Source organism: uncultured Tenacibaculum sp. (assembly GCF_947498805.1).
In the GTDB taxonomy this organism is placed as follows: domain Bacteria; phylum Bacteroidota; class Bacteroidia; order Flavobacteriales; family Flavobacteriaceae; genus Polaribacter.
Genome location: NZ_CANMLT010000003.1, coordinates 121,818 through 135,311 on the forward strand (window position 1 = coordinate 121,818; position 13,494 = coordinate 135,311).

The 13,494-nt window shown below is 32.4% G+C and carries 12 protein-coding genes; 9 read left to right on the top strand and 3 right to left on the bottom strand.

What is annotated here, in order from left to right; translation table 11 throughout:
• Genes Q0873_RS06260 through Q0873_RS06270 form a run of 3 tightly spaced genes read right to left on the bottom strand, consistent with a single transcriptional unit; the run spans nt 1 to nt 4,556 of the window.
• Nucleotides 1-804 (bottom strand): hypothetical protein, encoded by an 804-nt coding sequence (locus tag Q0873_RS06260; RefSeq protein ID WP_299105133.1) that lies wholly within the window; start codon nt 802-804, stop codon nt 1-3.
• A 4-nt stretch (nt 805-808) separates the two neighbouring features.
• On the bottom strand, nt 809-1,690 hold the full coding sequence (locus Q0873_RS06265) for a hypothetical protein (protein ID WP_299105134.1): 882 nt from the start codon (nt 1,688-1,690) through the stop codon (nt 809-811).
• A gap of 16 nt (nt 1,691-1,706) precedes the next feature.
• Nucleotides 1,707-4,556, bottom strand: coding sequence for a TonB-dependent receptor (locus Q0873_RS06270; protein WP_299105135.1), 2,850 nt, complete (start codon nt 4,554-4,556; stop codon nt 1,707-1,709).
• Between the two features lie 213 nt (nt 4,557-4,769).
• Between Q0873_RS06270 and Q0873_RS06275 the strand changes: the two genes are divergently transcribed.
• From Q0873_RS06275 to Q0873_RS06315, 9 genes are all read left to right on the top strand, one after another.
• Nucleotides 4,770-5,759, top strand: coding sequence for an AAA family ATPase (locus Q0873_RS06275; protein ID WP_299105136.1), 990 nt, complete (start codon nt 4,770-4,772; stop codon nt 5,757-5,759).
• Between the two features lie 118 nt (nt 5,760-5,877).
• A complete protein-coding gene (locus Q0873_RS06280; protein ID WP_299105137.1) occupies nt 5,878-6,207 on the top strand; it encodes a hypothetical protein in 330 nt (109 codons plus the stop codon).
• A gap of 3 nt (nt 6,208-6,210) precedes the next feature.
• The gene (locus Q0873_RS06285) at nt 6,211-7,077 is read left to right on the top strand and encodes a DUF58 domain-containing protein (protein ID WP_299105138.1); all 867 of its coding nucleotides are present in this window, start codon (nt 6,211-6,213) and stop codon (nt 7,075-7,077) included.
• A 9-nt stretch (nt 7,078-7,086) separates the two neighbouring features.
• The gene (locus Q0873_RS06290; protein WP_299105139.1) at nt 7,087-8,007 is read left to right on the top strand and encodes a BatD family protein; all 921 of its coding nucleotides are present in this window, start codon (nt 7,087-7,089) and stop codon (nt 8,005-8,007) included.
• Nucleotides 7,994-9,001 (top strand): VWA domain-containing protein, encoded by a 1,008-nt coding sequence (locus Q0873_RS06295; RefSeq protein ID WP_299105140.1) that lies wholly within the window; start codon nt 7,994-7,996, stop codon nt 8,999-9,001. The genes Q0873_RS06290 and Q0873_RS06295 overlap by 14 nt, the downstream gene beginning before the upstream one ends.
• A 2-nt stretch (nt 9,002-9,003) precedes the next feature.
• On the top strand, nt 9,004-10,047 hold the full coding sequence (locus tag Q0873_RS06300; RefSeq protein WP_299105141.1) for a VWA domain-containing protein: 1,044 nt from the start codon (nt 9,004-9,006) through the stop codon (nt 10,045-10,047).
• A gap of 6 nt (nt 10,048-10,053) precedes the next feature.
• Nucleotides 10,054-10,887 carry a tetratricopeptide repeat protein gene (locus Q0873_RS06305; protein ID WP_299105142.1) on the top strand — a complete coding sequence of 278 codons (834 nt, stop codon included), beginning with the start codon at nt 10,054-10,056 and terminating at the stop codon, nt 10,885-10,887.
• A 48-nt stretch (nt 10,888-10,935) separates the two neighbouring features.
• The gene (locus Q0873_RS06310) at nt 10,936-12,699 is read left to right on the top strand and encodes a BatD family protein (RefSeq protein WP_299105143.1); all 1,764 of its coding nucleotides are present in this window, start codon (nt 10,936-10,938) and stop codon (nt 12,697-12,699) included.
• Nucleotides 12,696-13,451, top strand: coding sequence for a tetratricopeptide repeat protein (locus Q0873_RS06315; RefSeq protein WP_299105144.1), 756 nt, complete (start codon nt 12,696-12,698; stop codon nt 13,449-13,451). The genes Q0873_RS06310 and Q0873_RS06315 overlap by 4 nt, the downstream gene beginning before the upstream one ends.
• Nucleotides 13,452-13,494: the final 43 nt, after the last annotated feature.

The following is a 13,494-nucleotide window of genomic DNA, read 5'->3' on the forward strand; positions in this document are numbered from 1 at the left end:
TTACTCAAATAAGACTTGAGTTAAAGACATCATAGCATCTCCAGAAGTTGCATCTGTAGTTTTCGCTATTGTTACAAAATCTGCAATAGTAGTATACCCTAAAAATCCTCCTGGTGTAGCATCACGCAACGTTCCGGTGAACTTTTCAACAGTACTATCGTTTACAACAGTTAGAAAACACTTTATTGCATTACTTTCAACTGTCCATGGTAATACTGCAAATGCATAATTTCCATCTGTGATAGCTTCCGGAAGTCTTACCACTTCAATATTTGTTGTTCCATCTGACAAATCAATTGCAGTAACACCAGTTGGAGTTCTAGCAATAGTAGCACAATCTAAATCACTACTTCCTTCCCATGTTAAAATGAACAAGAATTTATCTGTTCCTTTCACAACATTTAATTCTTTTGATGTTGTAGATACTTCTGGTTTAACATTGTCCGTATCTGCATCGATTATTTTAAAATCAGTTATTTCAACACTTTGAAAAATTGTTGTAGGGCTTGAAAAATCAAGTGGAACTTCTAATTGCGTTGCTCCCTCATTCACATCAGCTTCAAACGCTGTTCCATTTACAGTGTAATACACTCTTGAAAAGTTAGTTACAGCTTGTGAAAATTGTATAACAGCATTATAACTAGTTACTGTAGCATCAATCCTTTCAAAAGTTTTTTCTGTTTGTGCTGTAATTGTCTTTTTAGTTACAGCAACAATTGGATCATCATCATTTACAGCACAAGAACTGAAAAAGATAACTGAGCTTAATATGAACAAAAAGCTTATTTTATGTATATATTTCATCTTATTATCTTATTTTGATTATTGAATAGGTTACCTTATCACCTTCTGTTTTTTTACTAATTTTAAACCATGCATCTGGTGCACCATTTGCAGCAGCTACTTCTGTAGTTACTAAATCAATCATTAGGTCTTGTGATGAGCTATCTGGCAATACAATTTTTAATGTACATGGCACATTGTATGGTGTCGCTAAATTAAAATTGTCTAAACCTAAATAGAAATCTCCATCCGCCATAGCTTCCGTGATATCAACAGATTCTGGTTGAGAAAACCAGCTGTTTGCTATTACCGTAGAGGTTATGATCGGTTCACTTCTTAAATACAAATCTAAATCTTCAGTACCTGGCCATTCTAACACTAATGAAACGGTACCTTTTTGAGTTTCAATAACGGTAGGTAATGTATCATACACATTTACTACTCTACTTGTACTATCTGCAGCTCCATCAGTGGTAACAAAATGAGATACTAAAGTTTCTGTAGTATAAGCGTTTTCTAAACGCACTGTATAGGTTTCTAAAGCATCATCTTTACCATCGTCTACGAATGAAAAGGCAACATCTGCAGAAGTTTGCCCTGCACTAATAACTACTTTTTCTTGATAAGTAACTTCTGAAACCGTATTAGTCATTAAACTTGAATCACTAGATTCTACTTCTAGTTCAACAGTAATATCCTTTGGTAATGCTTTCGAAAGCGATATTTTAAAGCTTACATTACCTCCAGCCTCAAGAACATCTTGATTATTGTTAGTATCTGTAAATCCAATGAACACTTGCGTTGTTGGTGTTACTGTTCCTTCAACCAACTCTGTGGTATTACTGGTACATCCTACAAATGCTATAGATAGTACCAATGCATATATTGATAATTTAAAAATTTTCATAATAGTAAGGGTTAGCTTATTTTAAAACAAAATTTAAACGCGCAAAAACAAATCTTCCGCCAATTCCAAACTGTTGTGATCTCCTTGACCACTCAAACCTTCCTGAACTAAAGTTTCCATTTGTACTATTGGTTCTGTCAGGATACACATCAAAAATGTTATTTGCCCCCACTGTAAATGTCAATTCATCTGTAGCTTTAAATCCAACTGATAAATCTGTTACTAGCTTTCCTCCATATACTTGTTGGTTTGCCGCAACATTACTAGCCTCTGTTACTTCTCCGAAGTAAACATTTCTTAAGAATACGTTGAATTTATCTGTAAGTAATGTATTTGATAAGTTAACTTTTGTTCTAGGCACAGCTTCTTCTAAGTAAATTCTAGAAGCTTCACTAAAATAATTACCTTCTTGACCAGAATCTACTAAAACTTGCGATGAATGAATATCATCTACACGTTTTGTTTGAGAAAAAGTTGCCGATAAATCAGACTTTAAACGCATTGACTCATTCAATTCTGTTTGATGAGTTACAACAATATCCAATCCTTTAGATTCAGTATCAATTGCATTTGCAAAAAAGGCAGCTGCATTTGCATTTGTTGTAAACCCACTAGGAATATTGAAACGGTCTGTTAAAATCACTCTATCTTCGATAGCTACGAAATAAGCATCCGCTGAAACTTTAAGATTCATACTTGGTACCTTAGCGGTAAATCCAAAACTTACACTTGCCGACTCTTCCTCTTTTAATTTAGGAATTCCTAACTGCTTTGCTAAATCGCTATCGTTAGAAAAAGTTCCTACCTCAAATGGCACTCCATTAATAAATTGAGTTGCTACTGCATTGAAGTATCTCTGGTGCAATGATGGTGCTCTAAACCCAGTATTTGCACCTGCTCTTATATTCAAGTTATCACTTAACTTATAACGAGAAGCTAATTTAAAGTTAATGGTAGATCCAAAATCACTATAATTTTCAAATCTAGCTGCTCCATTAATTAAAAACTTATCAGTCAATTCAGCCTCTAAATCAGCATAAGCTGCGAAACTACTTCTATCTCTGCTTAAAGCATTGTCTGGTGTAAATCCAGGGAAAACTTGAGCTCCTCCTGGTCTTGCATTTCCAAAAAAGTCTGTTGATGCCGTTGTTAATGGTGTAATTGGTAATCCGTTAGCATCATATTGAGTATATGAAGCTTCCTCTCCTGCAATGATATCATAAAACTCTGCTCTATATTCTGCTCCTAAAGCAACATTAAGTCCGTTAAAAATATCCTCGTAGTTATTTGTAAAATCAAGGTTTGTCGTATTTTGAGTAAAGGCAAAACCTCCAGCATCAAAACGAGTTGGTGTAGCACTTAACAAAGATGCATTTGCAGTATTTGAAATTTCAAAATCAAAACTGTTTGTTCCCCAAGTATTACTAAAATCAACATCCCAATCTCCTGCTTTACTTCTAATTCCAACCGCAATAGACTTATCTATAATCTTTGAATTGATCTCTGGCAAGAACCCATTAATATACAATGGAGTATATGTTCTTGACTGGTGAGGTAATCTATAGAATCCTGCCGAATTTCCTTTTCTAGAACTAAATCCAGCGAAAGAATACAACTCAGTTGTATCATCAATTGGTAAACTTAGATTCGCAAAGAAACGTCCTCCTCTTAATCCAGACTGACCAACTCTCATGTTAAAATCACTTCTTTCTAAACCTCTTACTGCTAATTCTGAATCCGTAGTATCAAAGTTTAACAACGTTCTTAAATCATCAATAGTTCCTGCTCCATTAATTGATGCTTTCGTTGCTAAATCGAAATGAGTAACTCCTTGCGCAGCGAATTTAATATCATTTAAAGAAAGGTTTGCAATATCTAATCCAGAGTTTCTTGCAACCCATTCAACAGAATTATAAGCATTAAAGATTTGCCCTCTAAACTCACTCATTCTATTATAAGGATCTCTATAATCGAAGTCTCCGGTAAAATTAACATAACCTCCTTTATCACCTAGTTTAATACCATAGTTTGCCGAAACATTAACAGTCTCTCCATCCATTCCTCCAGTTTGCCCGTTAGAATTTGACGAGATATTTGCTCCTGAAGTAACTGAAAGGTTTAACTCATTTGTTGATTTTTTCAACACAATATTAATTACCCCTGCAATTGCATCTGAACCGTATTGTGCTGCTGCTCCATCTCTTAAAACATCAATTTTTTCAATTGCTGCCGCTGGAATTGCATTTAAATCAGTTCCTACACTTCCTCTACCAAAAGTACCATTTACATTTACTAAAGAAGAAGTATGTCTTCGCTTACCGTTTACTAAAACTAAAACTTGATCAGGTCCTAATCCTCTTAAAGATGCTGGATCTACATGATCCGTACCATCTGAAATTGTTTGTGTATTTGATGAAAACGAGGGGGCAACGTAATTTAGGATTTGATTAAGGTTTACCTGAGGAGAAGTTTTAGCTAATTCAGAAACATCGATAATGTCTACAGGAACAGGAGAATCAATTACAGTTCTACCTTTACTACGTGATCCTAATAGCACTACTTCTTCCAAGCTTTCGCTAGATTCTTCAATTTGAATAACAACAAAATTTGTTGAATTCACCGTTTTTTCAACCGTAGTAAAACCAACCGACGACACTACAAGTGTGGAGGGAAGTTTACTAACGTTAAGATTAAAAAGACCTTCATCGTCTGTTGTGACTCCATTCGAAGTTCCTTTTTCAATCACATTCACAAAAGGAATAGGTTCACCACTCTTGTCAGTGACTTTCCCTTTGACATTTTGGGCATTTATAGCAAATGCCATTAATAAAAAACCTACTAAAAGAATTTTTGGTTTTAAATTCATCGTATAAATATTTTGATTAGTTACCAGCAATATTAGTAATAATTACCTTAAATCTTTAGAAAAAATTAACTAAATATGTTAAAACGTTAAGGAAATTTCATTAACAATATTTTAATTACTCATCTTTTTGCTTTAACCTTACTTTAACAATAGTTATTTTCTTATTATTGTAGCTTTGTTTCACTAAAAAATCTAAGACATAATTCTATAACTATGGATGTGGACGTAAGAGTAATAAATGAAAAAATAGAAAGAGAAAGTGCTTTTGTTGATTTACTAACAAATGAAATGAACAAAGTAATTGTAGGTCAAAAACATATGATTGAACGATTGCTTATTGGACTTTTAGGTAATGGTCATATTTTACTTGAAGGTGTTCCTGGATTAGCAAAAACATTAGCTATAAACACTTTATCTAAAGCCGTTCAAGGAAGTTTTAGCAGAGTACAATTTACACCAGACTTATTACCTGCCGATGTTGTAGGTACTATGATATACAATGTAAAAGAAAACGACTTCTCTATAAAAAAAGGACCAATTTTTGCCAATTTCGTTTTAGCAGATGAGATTAACCGTGCCCCTGCTAAGGTGCAATCTGCGTTATTAGAGGCAATGCAAGAACGTCAAATTACAATTGGAGACGAAACCTTTAAACTAGACGAACCGTTTTTAGTAATGGCTACTCAAAATCCAGTTGAGCAAGAAGGAACTTACCCTCTACCTGAAGCTCAAGTAGACCGTTTTATGTTAAAAGTTGTAATTGATTATCCACAATTACAAGATGAACAAATTATTTTAAGACAAAATCTAAATGGAAGTTTTGGAAAAATAAATCCAGTAATTTCTGTTGATCAAATAATTAAGGCCCGCGAAGTTGCAAACGAAGTTTACATGGATGAAAAGATAGAAAAATATATCTTAGACATCATTTTTGCTACTCGTTATCCAGAACGATACAATTTAGAAAAACTTCAACCGTTAATTAGCTTTGGATCTTCTCCTCGTGGAAGTATTGCTTTAGCAAAAGCTGCTAAATGCTATGCTTTTATTAAAAGAAGAGGATATGTAATTCCTGAAGATGTAAGAGCAGTTGTTTATGATGTTTTACGTCATAGAATTGGTATTACATATGAAGCCGAAGCAGAAAACATCTCTTCAATTGATATTATTAATGATATAATTAACGAAGTTCAAGTTCCTTAAAAAACCAACAACACATAAGTATTACGATATAGCTACCCAACCGTGATGATTTATTGCTAATCAACAACTCAACTAAGAAAAAGTTTCACCCCTTAACCCCTTAAATTTAGCTATTAAAATGACATTTAAATTAACAACGTACAAAACATTAACTGGAACGAAAGAAATTTTAGAATTGCCAAGAAGAAAAAACACTGAAGCAGTAGTCTACTTAGACAATCAACCTGCATATCATGTAGATTGCTTTGATTTACAAACCGAATCTAATTTAATTATGAATAGTTTGGTTTTAGCTCAAAAAAGAAGTATTGCCGAAGTTGTAAAGGAGATTGCAGAAAAAAATGAAATAAACTTATCTGTAAAAGATGCTCCTTTATTTTCAATTAAAAAAGAGAGTAGAGTCACTGAAATGGAGTTACCTCCATTACCAGAGACTTGGTTAAACTAATAAATGGACACAAAAGAATTACTCAAAAAAGTACGAAAAATAGAGATTAAGACACGTCGTTTGTCTAATCATATTTTTGGAGGCGAATACCACTCTACTTTTAAAGGGAGAGGTATGACCTTTTCTGAGGTTCGACAATACCAATACGGCGATGACATTCGAGCAATTGACTGGAATGTCACCGCTCGTTATAATGAACCTTATGTAAAAGTTTTCGAAGAAGAGAGAGAACTTACCATGATGCTTATGGTAGATATTTCTGGATCTGAATTTTTTGGTACTACAGAGCAATTTAAAAAGGACACCGTAACTGAAATCGCAGCTACTTTAGCCTTCTCCGCAATCCAAAATAACGACAAGGTTGGATTGATTTTATTTTCAGACCAAATAGAACTCTTTATCCCCCCTAAAAAAGGAAAAAGTCATGTTTTACGTATTATTCGTGAATTGATAGAATTCAAACCCAAAAGTAGAAAAACTGATGTTTCACAAGCTTTTAAATTTTTATCGAATGTGATGAAAAAGAAAGCCATTGTTTTTATGCTTTCTGATTTTATGGATAGCGAATATGAACGCACTTTAAAACTCATAGGGAATAAACACGATGTAACAGGAATTAGAGTGTATGACAAGCATGATGAGGAAATACCTAATCTAGGTATGGTACCAATGCTTGATGCTGAAACTGGAAATGTTCATTATATCAATACAAGCTCTTCTTCTGTAAGGAAACAATATAAAATTAACTCTCTAAAAGTTAGCGATTATTTTAAAAGCGCTTTTAAAAGAAGTGGCGCAGGAACAATCAATATTCGTGTTGATGAAAGTTACGTAAAAAAACTTTTGGGATATTTTAAACAAAAAGGATAATAGTAGGAAATGAAAAAATACTTACTGTACATATGTTTATTTTTAAGTGCTGTTGTTTTTGCTCAAGAATCATTGGTAAAAGCAGAAGTAGATACTACGAATATTAGAATAGGAGAACAATTTGAGTATAAAATTTCGGTAAACGAAACTCAAAACGTAATTATTCCTAAATTAGAAAAACTAACAGGTTTAGAAGTTGTAGACACCTTAAAAATTGATACTATAAACAACAAACTCATTCGAAAATATATTTTGACTGGGTTTGATAGCGGTGCTTTTTATATTCCTCGACAACAAATATTCATAAAAAATCAAGCGTATTTAACAGATAGTTTATTAATCAATGTTGCCACAGTACCTATTGATACAACAAAAATTAAAAAATTTCCTATTAAAGGAATCAAAGGAGAACCATACCGCCTAGATGATTTTAAACATTATTTATGGTGGGCATTGGCCATTCTTATTCTAATAGCTGTATTAGTCTATTACTTCTTCTTCCGTAAGAAAAAAGAAGAAGTACAACAAGAAATCGTACCTGCTTTACCTCCATATGAAGAGGCTTTAGAAAAGCTAAAGAACTTAGATGAAAAGTTACTTTGGCAGAATAATAAAACCAAGCAATACTACTCAGAGTTAACTGATATTGTTAGAGGATATATAGAACGAGAGCTGAAAATACCAGCATTAGAAAACACCACTGATGAACTAATTGGTACTCTTACAGATTTTAAAGAGATTGATACTATTGATGTAGATAAAGAGATTATTAAAAAATTAAAGGAACTATTGCAAGAAGCAGATTTAGTAAAATTTGCGAAGTCAAAACCTTTATCACACGAAATTGAACAAGATAGAAAAGACGCAGAAAGTGTCATTAACAATATTAAAACTAAACCCATAGAAGTAGAAGAAGATGAAGTGGAATAATTTTGAATTTCATAATCCGGAGTTTTTATGGTTATTAATATTAATTCCGTTATTGGCCTTTTGGAATTTCTATACCAGAAAAAAGGACAGTGCTAAACTAAGAATATCAAGTACGCAAGCCTTTGAACTGACTAAAAGCGTTTTACCTAAATTAAAACCTTTCTTATACGTATTAAGACTCCTTGCGTTAAGTGCCCTTATCGTTGCGTTAGCTAGACCTAGAAACGTTGCTGTTAGTAAAAAGACAAAAACAAACCGAGGAATAGATATTGTAATGGCTATAGATGTTTCGGCTAGTATGCTAGCAAAAGATCTAAAACCTAATAGATTAGAAGCTTTAAAAAGAGTAGCTACCGATTTTGTAAATCGTCGTCCAAATGACCGTATTGGAATTGTAGTTTATGCTGGTGAAAGTTTTACCCAAACTCCTATTACAAGTGACAAGTCCATTGTAAAAAGAACCATTTCTGAGATAAAATGGGGGCAACTAGAAGGAGGTACTGCTATAGGAATGGGATTAGGATCTGCGGTAAATAGGCTGAAAGAAAGTAAAGCAAAAAGTAAAGTTATTATTTTACTTACAGATGGAGTAAATAACGCTGGTTTTGTTGATCCAAAAACAGCCACAGAGCTTGCAAAAGGAAATGATATTAAAGTATATACTATTGGAATCGGAACCAATGGTATGGCTCCTTTCCCTTGGGCTAGAGACCCTAGAACTGGAAAACTTTCTTTTAAAAATCAGCAAGTAGAAATAGATGAGGACTTATTAAAACACATTGCCAAAGAAACAGATGGAAAATACTTTAGAGCAACAGACAACTCTAAATTAAAAGCTATTTATGACGAGATAGACAAGTTAGAAAAAACCAAAATAGAAGAGTTTAAATACTATAACTATACAGAAAAATATAGACTTTTAGTGTTTTTAGCTGGAATCTTTTTATTGTTAGAATTTTTATTAAAAAATACTGTATTTAAGAGTTTTATTTAATTATGTATAAGATTGAAGAACCAATATATTTTTCTTTATTTACTATTATTCCAATATTAATAGTTGTTTTCTTATTGGTTATATGGTGGAAAAAAAGAACTCAAAAGAAGTTCGCTAGTTTAGAGTTATTAAATAAAATAGCTCCAAATACTTCTACCTTTAAATCTGTTTTAAAGTTTGTTTTTTTCATTGTTGGGCTATCTTTTTTAATTGTTTCCTTAGCAAACCCTAAAATGGGAACCAAATTGAAAACTGTAAAGCGAGAAGGTGTTGATGTAGTTTTTGCCTTAGACGTTTCTAAAAGTATGCTTGCAGAAGATATTGCTCCAAATAGATTAGAGAAATCAAAGCAAATTATTTCAAAAATAATTGACAAACTTGGAAGCGATCGTGTTGGAGTAATTATATATGCAGGAAACTCATACCCACTATTACCAATTACCACAGATCATGCGGCAGCAAAAATGTTTTTGCAAAACGCTAATCCAGATATGGTATCAAGTCAAGGTACAGCCATTAACGAAGCTTTAGAGTTGGCAAAGACCTACTATAATAATGATGAGCAAACAAATCGATTTTTAATTATTATTTCAGACGGAGAAGATCATCAAGAAGAAACCAAGCAAATTGCTCAAAACATCGCTAATGAAGGTGTAAAAGTATACACTGTAGGAGTTGGAACAGAAAAAGGTGGGCCAATTCCATTGAAATTAAATGGCGCGCTTATTGGTTATAAAAAAGACAACAAAGGAGAAACTGTTATAACACAACGTAAACCAGATGTTTTACAGGATATAGCCGAAGCTTCTAATGGAATTTATATCGATGGAAATAAAACAGAAAAACCTGTAAAGACCATTGAAGATATTATAGCGAATGCTCAAAAGAGTGAATTCGAAACAAAACAATTTTCTGATTACAAAGACCAATTTCAGTGGTTTTTAGGTATCGGATTGTTATTTCTAATTATAGATATGTTTTTCTTTGAAAGAAAAACCAAATGGTTGAAAAAGGTTGATTTGTTTAACGAGGAATCTAAAAAGTAAATGAAGATGAAGAAATTACAAGGGATACTCTTTATAGTTATTTTATTTACGGGAGTTTTTAATGTTACTGCACAACGCGACACATTAAAACTTCAACGTGAAGCGCGTGCACTTTTAAGAGCAGGAAATAAACTATATAACAAACAAAAGTTTGGAGACGCAGCTATAGCCTATCGTAAAGCTTTAGACAAAGACAGTAAATACGAAAAAGCCAATTATAATTACGGAAACGCACTTTATCAAGATAAAAACTATAAAGAAGCTGTTGGGCAATACGAATTAACTACAAAGACCTCAAAAGACAAATACGAAAAGGCTCAAGCATTTCATAATATTGGAAATGCAATGATGGAACAAAAACAATATCAACAAGCGGTAGATGCGTATAAAAACTCATTACGTAACAACCCTAATGATGATGAAACTCGATACAACCTTGCTGTTGCTCAAAAGAACTTAAAAAAAGAGCAACAAAACCAAAAAGACAACAAAGACAAAAACAAGGACAAGAAAAATAAAGATCAGCAAAACAAGCAGGATCAACAAAATCAAAAGGACAAAAACAAAGACCAACAAGACAAGAAAAAAGAAGGCGACGATAAAGAAAAAAAGGATCAAAATAAAGATCAAAAAAATGATGATCAAAAAGATAAACAAGATCCTAAAAAGAATGACAAAAAAGATAAAAATCAGCAGCCTAAACCTCAACAAGGTAAATTAACACCTGAGCAAATGAAACAGTTGCTAGAAAGTTTAAACAACGAAGAGAAAAAGACTCAGAAGAAAATGAATGTTAAAAAATCAAAAGGAAGAAAAGTAAAGCAAGAAAAAGACTGGTAATTTTTAATTTTTTAAAATCTTAGTATTTTTACGCGACTTAAAAATAACATGAAGTTAAAGTTTTACATATCATTCATTATAGCATTAATAAGCTTTAGTATTAATGCACAAGACGCTGTATTCAAAGCAACCGTTAGTAAAAATAAACTAGGGGTAAACCAACGTTTACGCGTAGAGTTTTCTATCAATAAACAAGGAGCAGATAATTTTAAAACACCAAAATTTAAAAACTTTAAAGTTGTTGGTGGCCCAAGTCAATCGATCAGTGAATCATGGGTAAACGGAAAAGCAAGCTTTTCTCAAAAGTATACCTATATTCTTCAACCTAAAAGAAAAGGAGAGTTTAACTTACCTTCAGCAAGTATTGAACTTGATGGAAAAGTTATTCAATCAAACACTGTTAAAATCATTGTTCTAGATGCAGTTGAGTTACCTAAAGACCCTAATGATCCTAATTATGTAGCTCAGCAAAACATACATTTAGTTGCTGAAATTTCTAATGGTGGTCCATATGTTGGCGAAGGAATTTATGTTGAGTATAGATTATACGTTAGTGAAAATGTAAATGTGTACGATTATGCAGTAACAGAAGCACCTCAATACAACGGATTTTGGAACCAGGATATCAAAATTAACGGTATGCAGGTGAAAATGGGTAAATACAACGGAGAACGTTATCGTTATGTTACCCTGCAAAAAGCCTTATTGATTCCTACTAAAGACGGGAAATTGACCATAGATCCTATGAAAATGGATATTATAGTAGGTGTTCCTGTTGGACGTACTGATTTTTTTGGAAATCCGATCACAAAACAACTGCGTAAAGAGTTCGCTTCTGCAAGGAAAACGATTAGAGCGAAATCTCTTCCTTTAGCAAACAAACCAGAAGATTTTAACGGAGCTGTAGGACAATTTTCATTTGATGTATCACTTAGTAAAACGGCATTAAAAGCAAATGAATCTTCTCAAATAACTGTAAGCGTAAAAGGAGAAGGGAATTTAAAGCTATTTGAACTTCCTCAAATTGAAACACCAAAAGAACTCGAAGTATATCAACCTGAAAGAAAAGAAAAGGTTAAAGTAACTTCTAAAGGTCTAAGAGGAAGTGTTACCGACAATTATACGGTTGTTCCAGAATATAAAGGAAAATACAAAATACCTAAGGTTAGTTTTTCTTACTTCAATCCGAAAGAAAAAGTATACCAAACAATTACTACAGAAGATTTATACGTGGATGTTTTACAAGGAAAAGAACTTGTTACAAATTCAGATGATAATGCTGTAGTAAAAAGAGATGTAAAAGTAACCGGAAATAATTTTAGATATATTCAAAACGCTACTAGTTTTGAGTCTAACAAGAAGTCAGACTTTTTCAAATCTGGATTATTCTATGCATTATTGTTACTACCTTTAATTTCAATTCCAATTGGTATTTTCATCAACAAAAAGAGAGAAGAAAGAGCCGGAGATGTAGTTGGTAATAAATTACGTAAAGCAGATAGGTTAGCTAAAAAGTATTTATCTCAAGCGCAAAAACAATTAGGAAATAAAGAAGCTTTTTATGAAGCTTTAGAACGTGCTTTACATAACTATTTAAAGGCTAAACTGGGGGTTGAAACTTCAGATATTAGTCGAGAAAAAATAACACAACTATTACAAGATAAAAAAGTGACTCAAACAGATATAGACAACTTTATTTCTGTTTTAAATGATTGTGATTTTGCGCGTTACACTCCTATTGACAATGTGCAAATGCACCAAGAATACGAAAAGGCAAAACAAGTAATTACGCAATTAGACAAGCAATTATGATGAAGAAAACACTTGTAATATTACTATTGTTTATAGCGAATTTCGCTAATGCTCAAAATGCAAATGTTTTGTTTGCAGATGCAAATATGTTGTATAAAGAAGGTAAGTATACAGAAGCTATTGAAAAGTATAATCAAATTATAGCAGAAGGAAATGTTTCTTCAGAATTGTATTACAACCTTGGTAATTGTTATTATAAACTAAACAAAGTTGCTCCAACTATTTATAATTATGAAAAAGCACTTCAATTAAACCCTCTTAATGAAGATGCTCAAAATAATTTGATTTTTGCTAAAAGACTAACCTTAGATAGAATTGAAGCACTACCTAAAAGCATATTTCAGAAAATTAATGAGAATTTTCTTCAAAAGTTTACATATAATTCTTGGGCTATTTTTAGTATTTTATTTTCTGTATTAGCATCAGTATTATTCTTGCTTTTTTATTTTTCATATTCACCTAATCAAAAAAGACTTTACTTCACTACTAGTATCATCTCTTTTATCCTATTAGCTATTACCTTAGTAATAACCTTTAACCAATACGATCAAGAGAAAAATAATATTCAAGCCATTGTTTTTCCAGAACAAATTGAAATTAAAAACGCACCTACGAAAAATTCGGATGATGTTTTTACTTTACACGAAGGAACCAAGGTGAAAGTATTAGATACAGTTGACAATTGGAAAAAAATCAAACTTGCTGACGGAAAAATAGGCTGGACACTTGCTGCCAATCTAAAGGAATTCTAAAATTTTTAAGCTTCTTTAACAAAAAACAACGGTTCAACTGCTT

What these genes read in the sequence shown, in the direction of transcription:
- Q0873_RS06260 (WP_299105133.1), bottom strand. Translation starts at nt 804, where the DNA reads ATGAAATATATACATAAAATAAGCTTTTTGTTCATATTAAGCTCAGTT.
- Q0873_RS06265 (WP_299105134.1), bottom strand. Translation starts at nt 1,690, where the DNA reads ATGAAAATTTTTAAATTATCAATATATGCATTGGTACTATCTATAGCA.
- Q0873_RS06270 (WP_299105135.1), bottom strand. Translation starts at nt 4,556, where the DNA reads ATGAATTTAAAACCAAAAATTCTTTTAGTAGGTTTTTTATTAATGGCA.
- Q0873_RS06275 (WP_299105136.1), top strand. Translation starts at nt 4,770, where the DNA reads ATGGATGTGGACGTAAGAGTAATAAATGAAAAAATAGAAAGAGAAAGT.
- Q0873_RS06280 (WP_299105137.1), top strand. Translation starts at nt 5,878, where the DNA reads ATGACATTTAAATTAACAACGTACAAAACATTAACTGGAACGAAAGAA.
- Q0873_RS06285 (WP_299105138.1), top strand. Translation starts at nt 6,211, where the DNA reads ATGGACACAAAAGAATTACTCAAAAAAGTACGAAAAATAGAGATTAAG.
- Q0873_RS06290 (WP_299105139.1), top strand. Translation starts at nt 7,087, where the DNA reads ATGAAAAAATACTTACTGTACATATGTTTATTTTTAAGTGCTGTTGTT.
- Q0873_RS06295 (WP_299105140.1), top strand. Translation starts at nt 7,994, where the DNA reads ATGAAGTGGAATAATTTTGAATTTCATAATCCGGAGTTTTTATGGTTA.
- Q0873_RS06300 (WP_299105141.1), top strand. Translation starts at nt 9,004, where the DNA reads ATGTATAAGATTGAAGAACCAATATATTTTTCTTTATTTACTATTATT.
- Q0873_RS06305 (WP_299105142.1), top strand. Translation starts at nt 10,054, where the DNA reads ATGAAGAAATTACAAGGGATACTCTTTATAGTTATTTTATTTACGGGA.
- Q0873_RS06310 (WP_299105143.1), top strand. Translation starts at nt 10,936, where the DNA reads ATGAAGTTAAAGTTTTACATATCATTCATTATAGCATTAATAAGCTTT.
- Q0873_RS06315 (WP_299105144.1), top strand. Translation starts at nt 12,696, where the DNA reads ATGATGAAGAAAACACTTGTAATATTACTATTGTTTATAGCGAATTTC.